Source organism: Pseudomonas sp. AN-B15 (assembly GCF_019056475.1).
GTDB classification, from domain to species: Bacteria; Pseudomonadota; Gammaproteobacteria; order Pseudomonadales; family Pseudomonadaceae; genus Aquipseudomonas; species Aquipseudomonas parakoreensis.
This window is the reverse complement of the sequence record NZ_CP049737.1, coordinates 2,659,238-2,674,621: the sequence shown is the minus strand read 5'-3', so window position 1 is coordinate 2,674,621 and position 15,384 is coordinate 2,659,238. Positions and strand designations below refer to the sequence as shown.

Sequence of the window (15,384 nt, the reverse complement as noted above, 5' to 3'; positions counted from 1 at the left end):
GTGAGGGGAATTCTTGTGGTGAGGGGATTTATCCCCGATGGGCTGCGTAGCAGCCCCGAAACCTGATATCCGAATACATCTGACTGACCGCGCGCATAGGTTTTGGGGCCGCTTCGCTGCCCATCGGGGATAAATCCCCTCACTACAGGGTTACTTCTCAGATTGAGGGTTGGATTCAAAAGCGTGTACTCCCTTCAATCGGCACCGCTTTGATCGTCGCGCGAGGTCCCGAAGCCGGAACCGGACTCGGCACTCCCTGCGCCGCCGTCGGCAACTGCGGCGCCTGCATGTCCGGCATTGCCCAGCTGCGCTCCGGTTGCAGGCCGCCCTGGGCGCGGCGCATGAAGTCGTAGCGGTTGAGGGTGATGCTGCGCCCCGCTTCGCTGTCGCGGATGATGTACGGGCGCAGGAACACCATCAGGTTGGTCTTGCTGATCGCCCGGCGCTCGTTGCGAAACAGCGCGCCGATTCCCGGCAAGGTGCCCAGCCATGGCACCGCTTCGTTGCTCTGGCTGTAGCCGTCCTGCAGCAAGCCGCCGAGGACCATGATCTGACCGTCGTCGAGCAGGATGCTGGTGTCGATTGCGCGCTTGTTGGTGACGATCCCCGCCGCTCGCGCGCTGACCGAAGCACGTTCGTCGATGCTGCTGACTTCCTGATAGATATCGAGCTTGACCGTGCCGCCCTCGGAAATCTGCGGCCGCACGTTGAGCTTCAAGCCCACCTCCTCACGGGTCACGGTCTGGAACGGATTGTTGCTGGTGCCACCGCCGCCAGTCACGTAGCTACCGCTGACAAACGGAATGGTCTGGCCGACAAAAATGCTCGCCGCCTCGTTATCGAGGGTCAGCAGATTCGGCGTCGACAACACGTTGGTGCCGCCCTTGCTCTTCAGCGCCCGGGCCAGCACTTTCAGGTCGAGAATCTTGCCAATGCCGGGGATGTCGACGGTGCCGTTGACATAACCGAGGTTCAAACCCTGCGGCAGCACATCGAGACTGGTCTTGCCGTTGAGGTTGATCCCCGAACCGCCAAGATTCGCCCCGCCGATCACGCCTTTACCGCCGAGATTGCCGGTCTGCCATTGCACGCCGAATTCGCTGGCATCGTCCTCGCCGACCTCAACGATCAGGCTCTCGATCACCACTTGCGCGCGGCGCTGGTCGAGCAAATCGATGACCTCGCGCAGGTTGCGATACAACGGCTCCGGCGCGGAAATCAGCAAGGTATTGGTGGTGGCGTCAGCCTGAATCGTCACCCCGCCCGCGCTGAACGCAACGTTCTGTTCGCTGGCTTGATTGCCGCCGCTGCCGGTCGAACTGCTGCCCTGCGCATAACTGCCGCCGGTGCTGCCCGTGCTGGAAGTGGTCGAGGTGCTGCCGCTGGTTTGCGTGCCGCTCTGCGCACTCGATCCGCCATTGTTGTTGCCATTGCTGCCCATGGCGCTGAGCACCGAGCGCGCACTGTCGCTGGTGCCGCTGTCGCTTTCGCCGGTGAGCAAACCGCGCAACGCCTGCGCCAGTTTCGCCGCTTGCGCGTTACGCAGATACACCACATGCAGATTGCTCGGATTGCTCTGCGCGTTGTCGAGTTTGTAGATCAGATTGCGCGCCAGCTCGGTGCGCTCGGGGCTGCCGGCGCGGATGATGATGGTGTTGGAACGCGGATCACCGATCACCGCGATTTTCTGCGTCGGATCGTTGCCCGGTGCGTCGAGCAGATCCGCGACCATCGGCGCGATGTCAGCGGCGATGCCGTTCTGGATCTGCACCACGTCGGTGTCGATCGCGCTCGGGGTGTCGATGGTCTGGATCAACTGGGCGACGCGAGTGAGGTTCTCGGCGTAATCGGTGACGACGATGGTGTTGTTGCCGGGGTAGGCATTGATCGGGTTGTTCGGCGAGACGATCGGGCGCAACACCGGAATCAGGTTCACCGCGTTTTCGTATTGCAGGCGAAAGGTACGCGTCAGCATGCCGTTGCCGGCGGGTTTGTCCGGGCTGTAGATCGGCCCGCCGAGCAGTTTCGCGTCTGCTTCCGGCACCACCTGGGCGACGCCGCCGACATCGACCACGCTGAAACCCTGCATGCGCAACGCCGCGAGCAACATGTCGTAGGCCTGGCGTGCCGGCACCTGACCTTCCGAGACCAGCGTCAGGCTGCCCTTGACCCGAGGGTCGACCAGAAACTGCTGGCCGGTGGAACGCGACAACGCGCGCACCACAGCCTGAATATCGGCATCGACAAAATTCAGCGTCACCGGCTGATCGCCCAGCGGATTGCTCGGCAGTGTGCTGCCGCGTGGGGCGCCGCCACTGCGTGCGCGTTCGGTGATGTTGTGCATCTGCCGGGGTTGCGGCGCGGTTTGTGCCTGAGCGCGTTGCCGATCAAGCAGCGCATCGCCGCTGCGCTGGGTGTTGGCCAATGGACGGCCGAGTTCGCTGTCCACTAGCAACGGCGGCTGATTCGGCGGCGTGGTGGTGTTGCTGCACGCGCTCAATGCCATCAGCAGCATCGGCAACGCCATGCGCGCCGGTTTGGATCCTGACCCCTTCATGAAGCTTCCTTAGCGCCCAGCGCCTGATCCATGCGAACGGTGCCTGACAATGTGCCGGCAGTGACTTCGGTCGAAGCGTTGTCGGCGCGTTGCAGACGGGCCTCGACCACTTGCAGAGAAAGTTGTGCCGGAGTGCTCAACAGCCAATCGAGCACCGCGTCGGCCGGTGCCGCGTCGAACGTCAGTTGCCACGCACCGGCCTCTCCGGCCTGCAATTGAAAGTGTCCGGCCAGGCCGCTGGCCTGCAGCGTCTGCTCAAGAGACTGCGCAAGACTTTGCCCGTCCGGGCGCACGCTGACTTCGCGCAACAGCACTTCAAGGGCTTCGGTCTGCGCACGCAACTTCGGCGTTTCGCTTTGCCAGTAAGTGATTTTTTTCAGCGGCGGCTGAATCAGTGCGACCCATACCAACAGCGCCAGCAGCACCGCCGCCATGCCGCCGACCATGCGCTTTTCGCGCAGGGCCAGCGCTTGCCAGCGCGCCTGAAGTTGCGCGCTGAAATGCTGCCAACGGGCGCGATAAACCGCGAGCGATGCCTTATTCATCTTCTGCTCCGCTGTCGTCAGCGCTGTCGTCGGGGGTGGTGACTTCATCGCTCGGGCGCAGCAGCCAGCCTTCATCATCAGCCGTCGCACTGATCCCGACCTGGGCCAAAGCGGCTTGCCAATCCTTGTCCTTGTCATTGGCGCTGCGCCGGGCGTCGGCCAGCAGACTCAACTGCAAGGTGCCGTCGACAAACGTCAGGCGCTCGACCGTGCCGGCCATGAACGGCATGCCACTGCCGGCCTGCAACACCAGCCGATTGAAGGGCTGCGCCGGGTCCTCCGCCGCGCCCTTCTGCCGCGCCGCCAATTGCTGACGGGCCTGCTGCAGCGGATTAAGGATCACCGGCAACTCGGGAAAGGCCTGCTTCACCCGCTGCGCCATCTGCGCCTTGAGCTGCTGGCCCTGACTGGCCTCACGGGCGGCATACAGGTTCAAGCCGATGACCCACACCGCCACCGCCAAGGCGCAAAGCCCCAGAGCCCGGCCCCAACCGCGATGCTCGCTGCGCTGCTGTTGCACCGCGCCGTGCAGGCCCCAACCGGGCAACGGCCCGGTCCAGCGCTGCGCCTCGGCCATCGGCAATTCTGCATCCGTCGGTGGCGTCGAGCCGATCCAGTGCAACGGCGTGCCGCAGCTCAGCAGCCAATCGCCAATCTCGTCGTCGAACAGCGGCTGCACCCGCGCCACCTGCACGCTTTCGCGCAGCAACAAATGGCCGTCCTGCCGACAGGCCACCGTGCCCGGCAGCACCGGCAAGCTGTACGCCGCCGGGTACAGACCGCGCAGATTCAGTCCGGCCTGCTTCAGCAGTTGCCCCAGATGCTGCAAACGCTGAGACGGCGCCCAGGCGATCTGCACCTGCCCCGCTTCATCCCGCGAACTGTGGGCGATGTGCATGTCATTGCAGTCACCGAGCATCAAGGCCTGCGCCGCGCATTGCACCGCCGCTGCGGTCTTGTTCGCCGGCAATGGCGGCAGGTCGATGCTCGCCAACAGGCTGTCCGCCGGGTGCAGAAAAGCGCTGAGCGGTGGCTGCTTGGGTGACTGCCCGAGTTGGCTAAAAGTCTGGCGCTGCTCACGAATGACCTGCCCCTGCCGGTCCAGCCATGCGCAGTCCATTTCACTGTCGAGACTCAACTGCGCCAGTGGCGGCAAACTCACACGCAACTGGCTCATGCACCCACCCGCGACCAGATCACTTGCGGCAGCCGATCCTCGCTGCGGTGCAACAACGCATCGAGACTGACCCGCCGTTGATCCCGCCGCGCCTCGCCACGCAGGCGAAACCAGTCACTGGTGATGCCGACCTTGACGCTGGTCAGCTCCAGATTCGGCATGCGCAAGCGGTTGACGAAATCGCCCCGGTTGATGAACCAGCGCCCGGCATCGCGCTCATTGATCAGCGCCTGCGCGCGCTCCAGCGACAACCCCGGCACATACGCGGCCAGCACCGGCGCGGTGGCGGTATTGCCGTTGAGCCAGGTGGTCGCTGGGATTACCGTCAGGTACGGCGCCAGTTTGCCGATGACCGCCTCATTCACGCCCTCGACGCTGCGCAGATCATCGACACTTCGCAGCATCGGCAACTTCGGATGCTGTGGCTTGCGCGACGCATTCGGCGACGTGGCGCGGCCACTGTCAAAGGCGTTTTTGCTCGTAGTGTTTTCGGCAATCTGCGGGTTCAACAGGTACGGATAAGAGCCGATCACCCGCTGACTGATGCGCTGACTCAACCCGGCGCTGATGCCGATCAGCTCGCACAGCCGCTGAAACGCCTGCACCTGCGCCTCATCGACACGCTCGTTGGCCACCAGATTGCGCAGGTTGAACTTGCCCTGCTCATCCTCCAGCCGCCCCTCGAAACCCTGCGCATTCAAGCGCTGCGCCCATGGCTGATCGAGCCGGGTCAACGGATCACGCTGCCGCGCATCCCAGAGCAATTGCCGGCTGATCTCCAGCCCGCCGTGCAACACCCAGCGCCCCTGCACCCGCTGCTGATCCGCCTCCAGCGCGCGGGTCGAAACGCTCTGCCGGGTCAACATCCCCGCCGCAATCACCGCGACCACCGCCGCAATCAACAGTGCACTGATGATCGCCATCCCCTGCTGGTTCGATTGGCTGTTCATCGCCGGCTTTACAGCTGCCAGGAACCGATATCGGCATTCACGCCGTCGCCGTCAGGCTGACCGTCGGCACCGAGGGAAAAGATATCGATCTCGCCATTCGCGCCGGGGTTGAGGTACTGATAAGGACGGCCCCACGGGTCATTTGGCAAACGCTCCAGGTACGAACGCCAATTGCTGTTCTTCGCATCCGCCGGCCGCTCCACCAGCACTTTCAACCCCTGCGTCATGCTCGGATACGTGCCGTGATCGAGGCGATACAACTTCAGCGCCTGCATCAAACCGCCGATGTCCTGCTTCGCCGCCGTGGCCCGCGCCTGATCCGGCCGATCGAGCACCTTGGGCACCACCATCGCCGCCAGAATCCCGAGAATCACCACCACCACCATGATCTCGATCAGGGTAAAACCCTGCTGCCCACGGGGCATCCGGCTCGGTCGGCTGGGCTGTTTAAACTGCGCGATATCCATCTCGACATTCCCTTGGCTTGATTCGATTCGACGCGCAGTGTTGCAAGAAGATATGTCAGGGATGTTGAAAATCCTCGGGAGTTTTCGTCGTCAAGCCGTCAAGGACGGGGGTTAGGGTCGAGGGCTGTGTTTTGGTTTTGGGCCTTATATGCGCGCGTGTTCCCGAGAAGCGGGTTTCACCCTGATTGAAGTGCTGGTGGCACTGGCGATCATTGCCGTGGCGATGTCGGCGGCCGTGCGCGTGGCCGGGCTGATGACCCAAAGCAGCGGAGTTCTGCGGGATCGCTCAATTGCCATGATTGCGGCGCAAACACGCATGGCAGAGCTGCAACTGGAAGGTCGATTGCCGACCGGTGTGAAAGCCGTTGATTGTGATCAGGGACGATTGTCGTTGCGGTGTGAGCAAGTAATCGCAGCGGCTGAAAATGGCCGACTACTCAAAATCGCCATCCAAGTCTTCGACCGCAACCAAGACGCCCCGCCCCTGGCCCGCCTGGAAACCCTGTTGAATCGCCCCCTGTAGGAGCTGCCGAAGGCTGCGATCTTTTGACTTTGCCTTTAAACGCTGGCGTTTATCGAGCCCGCAAATGCGTTCCCTCTGTCCCGCTGCATGTAATCGCGGGGTCTGGGCGAGTATTTAAAAAGTGGAGTTATGCCATCAGCGCGGCGGCGAAAGTATTTGGAGGGAATTTGTTCAAAGCGAAGTGATGCACATAAGCCGGCAGACATGGCATCATAAGGCCACTATTCATGCGCTGAGACTGAAGATGGAACTGATAAGTCAAGAAAAGATAATGCAGGTCCTTGATTGGGCCTACGAGAGATCTGTCAATGGGTTTTCCGGTCTTGATTCCGCCGAGGAGCTCGCAGCCAGCTACGCCAAGGAAGAAAGCCCTGCTTACGATCAAGCTAACTCATTGATTCGCTGGCAAAACACCAAATCGGCCACCTCAGGCTTCATTACCGGCTTGGGTGGATTGATTACACTGCCCGTAGCGTTGCCCGCCAACATCACAAGTGTGCTTTTCGTGCAAATTCGCATGATCGCCGCCATCGCCCACTTGGGTGGCTACGACGTGAAGGATGACAAGGTAAAGACCCTCGTTTTCGCCTGTCTCACCGCCAACTCAGCCAAAGAAGTGCTGAAAGACATCGGTATTGTCGTGGGCAACAAACTCGCGATGAATGCCGTGAAGTCGATTTCCGGCAAGACCTTGCTCGAGATAAACAAAAAGGTCGGCTTCAAGCTGTTCACCAAGTTTGGTGAAAAAGGCGTGATCAATCTTGGCAAAGCCGTGCCGCTGCTGGGAGGCTTGATTGGCGGAAGTTTCGATGCCTACACGACCAACACCATCGGTAATGTAGCGCGCGATACATTCACACCAAAAGATGTGGCGACTGCATAACGGGCCACCTCAGCGGTAGCTGCATTTCCCGTTTTCAAGGGAATGCAGAGCCAAAATCAGCAAACGCGACAGAGGGGACGGATTTATTTTCTGACAATAAATCCGTCCCCTCTGTCTTTGGCTCCCACCGGTTCCAGCGACTTACGCAAAATCTGTGATCAACATAAATCCCTTTGGGAGCGAGCTTGCTCGCGAAGACGCCAGATCTGACACAAGATCAATCACCAGCTGATCCTGATACGCGTATCACCCCTGCAACTGCAAATTATCCAACGCCCGATTCACCGCCAACTCCCCGAGCATAATCAACTGCGCAATCCCCAACAGCGCCCGACGCTGCGACACCGGCACCAAACTGGCAATGTTCTGCGCGATGTTTTTGGCCGAAGCAAGCGTCTCACTGGCATCCACCAGCAGCTCTTCGGTTTTGTTGTCCGCCGTCACGGCATACATCCCACGCGTTTTACGCGGCGGCGGCGTGGCACCGGGCGCACAGAGGTAATGGTCGAGCGCGCGGTCGGCGGCTTCGTGAAGTTTTTTTGAGTCGATGGATTCGTAGGGGGAAACCGAGGCGGTTTCGGGTGGGTTGGGTGTTGGTTTGATCATAGTGAAGCTCCTTGATTGATGGAGCCGCCACGGTTCGCTGCGAAACGAAGGGAGGTGGCAGCTGTACGCAGGTTCGCAGACCGGGAATCAAGGAACCCGGCATACCCGAAGGTATCCCGCGCACAGCCGCCATGAAGCACCATTGCCAAAAATGGCAACGATTGGGAGCGCTGTGCGCCTTGATTGATCCGGGCTGCGAAACCCGATCGCTGATTCGTCAGCGACCGAACCACAATAGAACCCACCCCCAAGGCGCACAAGCCGGCGGATTCTGGCGTAGCTGTAGGCAAAGGCGCAAGGATATGTAGCCTGAGAGAGTGTCTGGAGATGTCTTTTTAAACAGTGATGTTTATCTAGACCCTCATTCCGTCTCGGCCCCTTATCGCACTTTGCACCTTGGAACCAGCTATTAGCTCGCTGACTAGGGCATACCTTCCGCGTCCCATATGTATTCCGCCACATTTCCTCGGTTGCCTTTGACTGGCCTTGATTTCCGCTGCCAAAAGACAAAGTGGCAGACATCCCCTTGCTCGCCTATGCTCCTCCTCGCCAACAGAGATGGCGCAAAGCCACTTAGCATTCTGGAGTTTCTTTATGATCACGGAATTGAATATAGATGGCGTCACCAGTTACAAATCAAAATCTACTTTTTCCCCCATAAATAAAACATCGCTTATATACGGGCTAAACGGGGCAGGGAAGAGCACTATTTCCGAGTTCCTGTACAACCAAAACGCACCACAGTTTGTAAAATGCAGTTTAAAAACGAGCCAAGCTTGTGAAATTCTTGTATACAACCAAAGCTTTTTGAATGACTACTTTTACGAAGAGGATAATTTAAAAGGGATCTTCACCCTTTCGAAAGAAAACAAAGATGCTCTTCAACAAATTGAAGCTGAAACGAAAGAGCTTGAAAAACACTTGGCTACTCAGCAAGAAATTGCAAATTCAGCTATCGAGACAGCCAAGAAGCTCGAAGAAGAAAAGGCAAAGGCCAGTAGCAAGGTTTGGGAAATTAAGACAACCTTCTCAGGCGGTGATCGCGTTCTAGAGTTTTGCTTAGAGAGTTTGAAAAGAACCGAACTCCTTTTTCAGCATATTGTAAGTTTCCCCTCACCGAAAAATGAGCCTGACTATACGGTTGACGATTTGAAAGCAGAGGCCTCATCAATTGAGGGTGAAGGTGCAGCTCCATTCACTACCGTCCCCACCCTTTCTGCTGACTGGCTAAGTATTGAGAGAAATTCACTATGGTCCAAGGTAATCGTTGGCAGTCAAGAGGGGTCAGTTGCGGAATTCATTGCGAAGGCTGGAAATTCTGACTGGGTGAAGCAAGGACTTCGGTTTATTTCAGTTGACGAGGCCCCTCAAGCGTGCCCATTTTGCCAGCAAGAAACAATTACGAAAAAAATCATCGATTCTATACGAAATGTCTTCGACGAAGCCTACGATCAAGATATTAAGCAACTGGAATTAATCAAGACTGAGTATGAGACTCTATCCTCAAATCTAAACATCCAAGATATTTCAAACTCTCCTCTTGCTAAAAAGGAGCTTATAGATACATGGACCACCGCCTGTGAAGCTTTGAGAGCATCAATACGCGAAAACATCCTGCACATTAGTAATAAAATTAAAAATCCAAGCACTCCGGTTATCCTTACCGATACAAATCCCACCGTCGCCCTGATCAACGATTTGATCAAGAGTCTGAACGAGATAATTAACGTACACAATGACAAATTGGCAAACAAAAAGAAAACCAAAGACAACATAAAGTCTCGATTCTGGACACTGATGCGCTGGAGTTACGACCAGACAATTTCTGCCTACTCTCAGTCAGCATTTGCGCTAAAAGAAGAGGCATCGAAAATAAGCCAAGCTGCAACAAACATAGCTGCAGTTGTCACAGCGTCTAATGGAACGATCGCCAACCTTAGAAAACACACCGTCAACATTGAAGAGTCAATAGAAAATATCAATGCAGGTATGATAGAGATTGGCATCGATGGCTTTTCTGTAGTGCCGTATGGTGAAAATTTTTACCGAGTGTCTAGAACTACCGATCAGGCAAACGCCTTTCACTCGCTGAGTGAAGGTGAGAAAACGGTTATCACTTTCCTCTACTTTATGGAGCTTTGTAAAGGACAGAAAACCGCCACTGCTGTCCCTCAAGCCAAAGTCGTTGTGATTGATGATCCCATTTCCAGTCTTTCTCATCTATACGTTTTCAATATTGGACAGTTAATCAAAAAATATTTCATAAATAGCGATCTATACAAGCAGATTTTTGTGTTAACTCATAGCTTGTACTTTTTCTATGAACTGACTCACACAAACCATAAAACTCGATCAGAGACTCAACAACTATTCAGGGTTTATAAGAACAAAAACGGAAGCTCGGTAACTCCAATGAAATACGAGGAGATTCAAAATGACTACCAATCGTATTGGTCAATCATAAAAGACCAAGCCGCGCCACCGGCATTGATCGCAAACTGTATGCGAAACATCGTCGAATATTTCTTCAATTTCGTTCAAAAAGCGGATTTCAACAACGTTTTCCAAAAGCCGGCTCTGTCTGCGGATAAATTTACAACCTTCTACAGATACATGAATCGAGAGTCACATTCTTTGGGCCAAAATATATTTGATATAAAAGAATTTAATCATGAGACTTTCAAAGATGGTCTGAGGTTGATCTTTGAAGAGTGCGGGTACTCTGAACACTATCAAGCTATGAGTAAATAACTAAGGTGAAAAGGAGACGGATTTATTTTTTGGAAATAAATCCGTCTCCTTTTAAAGATCCAAAAAATATCCCAGCTTGGTAATTCAAATGCTATGCATACATTGAACGTATCTCTTCGTAGAGCGTCTTGCGCCTTGACATAATCTCGACCCTATACTTCTCCATATCCTCTTCTTTTAGACTTGAGTTCCCATGCCAGGCAACTCGCCTAAACTCTCTGACATAATCACCATACTCGCGCAAAAGCTCTTGCGCCTTAATCGATCCAAACAATATCAACTTACCTTCCGCACTTGCAAGCTTGCCAAACTTCTCAAACAGTTCTGATTCAGACTTTTTAATTCTAACAGGCAAATCTTCGGGGAAGTCTTTTTTACGGCTTACGCAGCGAACGCGCTCAATCATGTAAGCCCAATATGTAAGTGTCGCGGAGGAAAACTCCTCCACCTGGGTGGAAACCTCCTCAATCAATTCTCGATATCGTTTAATTTTTATTTTTGCAATTTCGTTATTATGTTGAAGCCGGGCTATCCAGTAAGCTGAAACTCCGGAAATGACAGCTCCAAGACCAATCTTTACTGCCGTATCGACAATATTAAGCATGCTTAAATCCATAGCTATTCTCGCAAAAATCAAAAACAAAATAAAAAAGTGGACTGATTTATTTTATAGAAATAAATCAGTCCACTTTATTCCCATTGCGCCTAAGCTACGAAAGTGCTCGGCAGTTAACTCCTGAAACTGATACCATTGTTTTGTTTTTTTGCACACTCCACCCCTTAGGCTTAAACAGGTAAACCAATACAAAAAAGGCGGTCGATCTATTTGCCGAAATGAATCAGTCTTTTTTGCTCGCCCCCATTTTCCATCTCTAGAGAAACGCAGACAATCAAGACTGCGCCCCAATATAAACGCCAAACTCTTGCTCCTTATACTCAACCTTGCCATCAATCAATACAGATACAATCATGTAGTGGAGACCGGTATAAGCTGTTTCTCTCCAATAACTTGCCCAATACTCGCCACGCTCACGATTATATTTTGCATCGACGTGCTCCTCATATCCAACGTCATCACCAGCTTCTTGCCCATGATTCTTTACCCTAAAGCAGACCTGAACCTTATTAGTAGTATAAGGGAGAGAAAACCTTACCTTAAAGTCCACCCCGACCCCCTTAGACAACACACGAGAACATGCATGATAAACTTCTGGATCTTGATAAACCACATCACTTCTAGGCTTGAGCAATGCTGTAATTTTTACCGGAGCATCTTTCCACTCTGGCTTTGGCAGCAACCTAAAATATTTTTCTTGCTTTAAAACATATTTCTTATAATTGACAGGCTTCCCATCGGCACTGGTGTAGTTTGGCATTACATACCGCTCAACGTCCTCTCCACCATTGGTTCTTTTTAGTTCAGTCACCCCTTCATGGATATCTAAGAGCGATCGAATAGACTCGCCTATCATGACTCGATTGCGGGGAGCACTCTGCTGAAGCTTTGCTGCGACATCAACGAAGAACGATGTTGCGGTAACCTCGGAAGAACCTTGAAAGCCGTACATCCCCCAAAGAACGTCATGATGTTGCCCATAATCTATTCCAACTCGAACCCCAACATCTTCGGCAACATTATTATCTCGAAGTTTGGGGGCTACGAGTTGCCGCATGAATTCGACTAGGTAGCAACCACAATTTATTGCATCAATGGCGGCATCGCGAGCAGATATACCATCAGATCGGAAGAAAGCTAGAACCGCGTCCCCCATAATACGATGGACGTGACCATCGAAAGCGCGAATAGTCTCGATAGCACAACGTATAATCGTGTTTTTAATGAAAAAAACTTCTTCAGGGCTATACACCAAACCCAATTTTGTCGACCCCTTTATATCCAAAAAAAGGGATACATTAAAACCGTACTCAGTCATTCCAGCAGCATCAAGATGTTGAAAATCTGGATGCCCCCCAATACTGTGAGCGTTTATTTGTTTTTTACCAAAAAGCCCACGAATAGCTTCTTGGATCCCGAATTCCGCCTCAGCCACATTCGAACTGGCAAGCATCTCACTGCTGTCCATCACACGCCGCTGTACACTTGCACCAACTGACTCCATAGCGTAGTCCATCCCCCCCATACTTTTTTGAATGGAACGATCGAAAACACGATCAAACGATTTATATACATCCTTTAGCGAAGACATAAATACACCCCAATTAGAAAGATAAAAAATAAATAATGGCGCCTATCAAAACAGCCGCCATGCACCCGAAATGAACCATCAAAATAATCGACACTATTTTTATACGATCGAACTTCTTCGACGCGATAGAAGCAAGCGTATAAACCTGACCATTTAAATCCTCTAGAAAGCCCTCACAAGAAACTTGTGCAATTCTTTTTGAATAGGCGTCCCCACTGCCACAAGATGCAATATCACCGTAAAACAACAGTGACTGCCCTCTGGGAGACTTTGGATTGCTGAATGTGACTGGAAATATAGTTAGCGTAGCTAATACCATGCATATAAGGGCGAGCACTAGCGCCAAACAAGAAAAAACACCTATTCCAACTATCAGCTGCAAGCTTGCCTTAGCCAATTCAAGCTTAGCTAAAAGCGTAAATACAAATGCGGTAGCGGCAGCACAATACGACATAATAATAGTGCATTTCGTATTTGTCGTACCTATATAAGTATCGATCCGCTTAATAACTTCAAATTGATTTTTTATTTTGTTTTCACTTTCTTGGATGCTCGACATTCCAATCCTCCCCGAGTAACTTTATGATTTTAAGCTTGATTAACATGTCCTAATCGCACCATTGAGGATCTTAGGGGACAACTTACCATTCCCCATGGATCCAATCACTACGATGATAGAGAAGTCGTGCTGCAGAGTCGATCTATTCCGGCAAGCCTACCGCGGCAGTCAGAGCAAGCATATCTATCGGCCACCGCTGGGGGAAAACGCGTCTGTTCGTTCAATAGCTAGCTAATGTTCATGCTTCAGCATAATTTGATCTAGAAGATAAAGTGGTCGGATTATAAGATATTGATGCGACTTTAAAGGCGGACCGTAGTTTTAGGGTCAAGCGCTGTCAGGATCGAGTCCCCCCTTGTAGCTGAAACCAACCACAAAAAATTCTTAGCTCTACCGCTCTCATCTTACGAATACTCCGGAAGGCACTACGTCAGCTAAAACCACTGAATGAGTGACACCAATCCCACCAATCACGGACTAACCAACCTTGGCATCTCCACCCCCCCCCCCAACCTCTCCACCCCCAACCGCACCCTCTCCCCACCCTGCTCAATCACCACCCCATCCCCCTCCACCGCCACCAACTTCACCCCCGGCCCCACCTTCTCCCCCTGCAAAAAACTCCTCGGCGGTCCATCGTTCAAACTCAAAATCGCCACCGCCCCGCGACTCCCCGCCATCACCCCGCTCACCTTGATGTCCACCGGTGCCGTCTGGTTGGAAAACCACTGCAACGCCGGGCTGTCACTGCGCGCCGCGAGCATCTGTGGGGGCGCTGGTGGGGTGTGGGATTCGGCGGAGGTCAGGAGCAGTGACGACCAAGTCGCAACGCCGACCAAGGCGGCGAGCAGTGCGAGGGCCTGGACGGTTTGCGGGGGGGAAATGCGGGTGGTGAGCATCATGGGCTGAATCTCCTTTTAGTCCCTGCTGACAGGCTACGCGGCAATTCTCACGGTTTTATTTCACACGTCTTACATGTTGGCCGTGCAGGATGTTTTTTTGGACGGGGCTGGACGCAACGGAGTGCGCAACCGATGAAGGTGGGCAAGCAACAGGGCTTTACGCTGATCGAGTTGATGGTGGTGCTGGTGATCATCGGGATTGCCAGTGCGGCGATCAGTCTGAGTATCAAGCCGGATCCGCTGCAATTGCTGCGCAAGGACGCTGAGCGTGTGGCGCAGTTGCTGCAGGTGGCGCAGGCGGAGGCGCGGGCGGATGGTCGGCCGATTGTGTGGGTGAGTGATGGCAAGGGCTTTCGGTTCAGTCGGCGCGGTGACGGTGGTCGGGGGTTTGAGCATTTCAAGGATGACCCGCAGTTGCGGCCGCGCACCTGGCAGAGTCCGAAGCTGGAGGTGCGGGTGGAGCCGAAGCAGAAGGTTGTGCTTAACGCCGAGTGGATCAATCCGCCGCTGCAATTGACCTTGTCTGATGGGCTTAATCGGCTGAGTGTGCTGCGTGATGCCAGTGGCAGGATCAGTGTGCAATGAACGATCAACGGGGCTTTACCCTGATCGAGGTGATGGTCGCGATTCTGCTGATGGCGGTGGTCAGTTTGATTGCCTGGCGCGGGCTGGACAGTGTGACGCGGGCGGACAGTCATTTGCAGGCGAGCAGTGAGCAGAGTGACCGTTTGTTGCGGGCGTTGAATCAGTTGCAGCGTGATGTGGAGATGCGCGCGGGTGTGGAGTTGACCGAGCCGAAGAAGGTTGGCGTGGATGATGAGCCGCCGAGTGCGCCGCCTGCGATTACTGTGCGGAGCAGTGACAGCAAGGGGTTTCGGCTGGACATTATTCGCCGTGCGGCGGATCGGCCTGGAGCTTTGCAGCGGGTGCGCTGGTGGGTCAAGGGGGATACGTTGTATCGGGCGGTGGCTGAAGCGCGCAGTCGCTATCCATTGCCCGCACCGGGGAATGGAGTGGCGGTGTTGCAAGGCGTGAGTGATGTGCAGGTGCGGGTTTGGGAGGTGGATAAGGGTTGGCGGCAGTTGAGTGGCAATCGGCGGGAGGATCCGTTGGGGTTGGAGGTGCGGTTGACGCGGGAGACGGCGCAGGGGGTGGAGCGGTATCGGCAGGTGATGGGGCCTTTGGAGTGATGTATGCGGGTTATGCCGATATTTCTGCGCATCGGAGATTTCTGTAGGAGCTGCCGGAGGCTGCGAT

General features: G+C 54.3%; 15 protein-coding genes. 5 read left to right on the top strand and 10 right to left on the bottom strand.

Annotation, left to right across the window (positions count from 1 at the left end; translation table 11 throughout):
• Positions 1-175 precede the first annotated feature (175 nt).
• From gspD to gspG, 5 genes are read right to left on the bottom strand one after another with little or no spacing between them, the layout of a single operon-like run.
• On the bottom strand, positions 176-2,557 hold the full coding sequence (gspD, locus tag GTQ41_RS12100; protein WP_047293958.1) for a type II secretion system secretin GspD: 2,382 nt from the start codon (positions 2,555-2,557) through the stop codon (positions 176-178).
• Positions 2,554-3,102: a type II secretion system protein GspM gene (gspM, locus tag GTQ41_RS12095; RefSeq protein ID WP_047293956.1), complete on the bottom strand. Its 549-nt coding sequence runs from the start codon at positions 3,100-3,102 to the stop codon at positions 2,554-2,556. The genes gspD and gspM overlap by 4 nt, the downstream gene beginning before the upstream one ends.
• The gene (gene gspL, locus GTQ41_RS12090; RefSeq protein WP_047293953.1) at positions 3,095-4,279 is read right to left on the bottom strand and encodes a type II secretion system protein GspL; all 1,185 of its coding nucleotides are present in this window, start codon (positions 4,277-4,279) and stop codon (positions 3,095-3,097) included. The genes gspM and gspL overlap by 8 nt, the downstream gene beginning before the upstream one ends.
• Positions 4,276-5,229, bottom strand: a complete 954-nt coding sequence (gene gspK / locus GTQ41_RS12085) for a type II secretion system minor pseudopilin GspK (protein ID WP_047293951.1) — start codon at positions 5,227-5,229, stop codon at positions 4,276-4,278. Before gspK ends, gspL begins: the two co-directional genes overlap by 4 nt.
• An 8-nt stretch (positions 5,230-5,237) precedes the next feature.
• A complete protein-coding gene (gspG, locus tag GTQ41_RS12080) occupies positions 5,238-5,696 on the bottom strand; it encodes a type II secretion system major pseudopilin GspG (RefSeq protein ID WP_047293950.1) in 459 nt (152 codons plus the stop codon).
• Positions 5,697-5,844: 148 nt separating this feature from the next.
• Here gspG and gspI point away from each other — a divergent pair, with 148 nt between their 5' ends.
• Both gspI and GTQ41_RS12070 read left to right on the top strand, forming a co-directional pair.
• A complete protein-coding gene (gspI, locus tag GTQ41_RS12075) occupies positions 5,845-6,219 on the top strand; it encodes a type II secretion system minor pseudopilin GspI (protein WP_047293948.1) in 375 nt (124 codons plus the stop codon).
• A gap of 244 nt (positions 6,220-6,463) precedes the next feature.
• On the top strand, positions 6,464-7,102 hold the full coding sequence (locus GTQ41_RS12070) for an EcsC family protein (RefSeq protein WP_047293947.1): 639 nt from the start codon (positions 6,464-6,466) through the stop codon (positions 7,100-7,102).
• A gap of 246 nt (positions 7,103-7,348) precedes the next feature.
• On the opposite strand, the gene GTQ41_RS12065 is transcribed toward GTQ41_RS12070, so the two are convergent.
• Positions 7,349-7,708: a hypothetical protein gene (locus GTQ41_RS12065; protein ID WP_047293945.1), complete on the bottom strand. Its 360-nt coding sequence runs from the start codon at positions 7,706-7,708 to the stop codon at positions 7,349-7,351.
• A 594-nt stretch (positions 7,709-8,302) separates the two neighbouring features.
• Here GTQ41_RS12065 and GTQ41_RS12060 point away from each other — a divergent pair.
• Complete coding sequence (locus GTQ41_RS12060) at positions 8,303-10,459, top strand: AAA family ATPase (protein WP_047293943.1); 2,157 nt, start codon at positions 8,303-8,305, stop codon at positions 10,457-10,459.
• Between the two features lie 91 nt (positions 10,460-10,550).
• Here GTQ41_RS12060 and GTQ41_RS12055 read toward each other — a convergent pair whose 3' ends face one another.
• The 4 genes from GTQ41_RS12055 to GTQ41_RS12040 form a co-directional block, all read right to left on the bottom strand.
• Positions 10,551-11,063 (bottom strand): hypothetical protein, encoded by a 513-nt coding sequence (locus tag GTQ41_RS12055; RefSeq protein WP_047293940.1) that lies wholly within the window; start codon positions 11,061-11,063, stop codon positions 10,551-10,553.
• Positions 11,064-11,349: 286 nt separating this feature from the next.
• Entirely contained in the window at positions 11,350-12,666 is a 1,317-nt protein-coding gene (locus GTQ41_RS12050) for an adenylate/guanylate cyclase domain-containing protein (RefSeq protein ID WP_047293938.1), read from the bottom strand.
• 13 nt (positions 12,667-12,679) lie between these two features.
• On the bottom strand, positions 12,680-13,225 hold the full coding sequence (locus tag GTQ41_RS12045) for a Pycsar system effector family protein (protein WP_047293934.1): 546 nt from the start codon (positions 13,223-13,225) through the stop codon (positions 12,680-12,682).
• Between the two features lie 470 nt (positions 13,226-13,695).
• Positions 13,696-14,127 carry a type II secretion system protein N gene (locus GTQ41_RS12040; RefSeq protein ID WP_047293932.1) on the bottom strand — a complete coding sequence of 144 codons (432 nt, stop codon included), beginning with the start codon at positions 14,125-14,127 and terminating at the stop codon, positions 13,696-13,698.
• Between the two features lie 132 nt (positions 14,128-14,259).
• On the opposite strand from GTQ41_RS12040, the gene gspH reads away from it, so the two are divergent.
• Both gspH and GTQ41_RS12030 read left to right on the top strand, forming a co-directional pair.
• On the top strand, positions 14,260-14,712 hold the full coding sequence (gspH, locus tag GTQ41_RS12035; protein WP_047293930.1) for a type II secretion system minor pseudopilin GspH: 453 nt from the start codon (positions 14,260-14,262) through the stop codon (positions 14,710-14,712).
• Positions 14,709-15,317, top strand: coding sequence for a prepilin-type N-terminal cleavage/methylation domain-containing protein (locus tag GTQ41_RS12030; protein WP_047293928.1), 609 nt, complete (start codon positions 14,709-14,711; stop codon positions 15,315-15,317). The genes gspH and GTQ41_RS12030 overlap by 4 nt, the downstream gene beginning before the upstream one ends.
• Positions 15,318-15,384 lie beyond the last annotated feature (67 nt).

What these genes read in the sequence shown, in the direction of transcription:
- gspD (WP_047293958.1), bottom strand. Translation starts at nt 2,557, where the DNA reads ATGAAGGGGTCAGGATCCAAACCGGCGCGCATGGCGTTGCCGATGCTG.
- gspM (WP_047293956.1), bottom strand. Translation starts at nt 3,102, where the DNA reads ATGAATAAGGCATCGCTCGCGGTTTATCGCGCCCGTTGGCAGCATTTC.
- gspL (WP_047293953.1), bottom strand. Translation starts at nt 4,279, where the DNA reads ATGAGCCAGTTGCGTGTGAGTTTGCCGCCACTGGCGCAGTTGAGTCTC.
- gspK (WP_047293951.1), bottom strand. Translation starts at nt 5,229, where the DNA reads ATGAACAGCCAATCGAACCAGCAGGGGATGGCGATCATCAGTGCACTG.
- gspG (WP_047293950.1), bottom strand. Translation starts at nt 5,696, where the DNA reads ATGGATATCGCGCAGTTTAAACAGCCCAGCCGACCGAGCCGGATGCCC.
- gspI (WP_047293948.1), top strand. Translation starts at nt 5,845, where the DNA reads ATGCGCGCGTGTTCCCGAGAAGCGGGTTTCACCCTGATTGAAGTGCTG.
- GTQ41_RS12070 (WP_047293947.1), top strand. Translation starts at nt 6,464, where the DNA reads ATGGAACTGATAAGTCAAGAAAAGATAATGCAGGTCCTTGATTGGGCC.
- GTQ41_RS12065 (WP_047293945.1), bottom strand. Translation starts at nt 7,708, where the DNA reads ATGATCAAACCAACACCCAACCCACCCGAAACCGCCTCGGTTTCCCCC.
- GTQ41_RS12060 (WP_047293943.1), top strand. Translation starts at nt 8,303, where the DNA reads ATGATCACGGAATTGAATATAGATGGCGTCACCAGTTACAAATCAAAA.
- GTQ41_RS12055 (WP_047293940.1), bottom strand. Translation starts at nt 11,063, where the DNA reads ATGCTTAATATTGTCGATACGGCAGTAAAGATTGGTCTTGGAGCTGTC.
- GTQ41_RS12050 (WP_047293938.1), bottom strand. Translation starts at nt 12,666, where the DNA reads ATGTCTTCGCTAAAGGATGTATATAAATCGTTTGATCGTGTTTTCGAT.
- GTQ41_RS12045 (WP_047293934.1), bottom strand. Translation starts at nt 13,225, where the DNA reads ATGTCGAGCATCCAAGAAAGTGAAAACAAAATAAAAAATCAATTTGAA.
- GTQ41_RS12040 (WP_047293932.1), bottom strand. Translation starts at nt 14,127, where the DNA reads ATGATGCTCACCACCCGCATTTCCCCCCCGCAAACCGTCCAGGCCCTC.
- gspH (WP_047293930.1), top strand. Translation starts at nt 14,260, where the DNA reads ATGAAGGTGGGCAAGCAACAGGGCTTTACGCTGATCGAGTTGATGGTG.
- GTQ41_RS12030 (WP_047293928.1), top strand. Translation starts at nt 14,709, where the DNA reads ATGAACGATCAACGGGGCTTTACCCTGATCGAGGTGATGGTCGCGATT.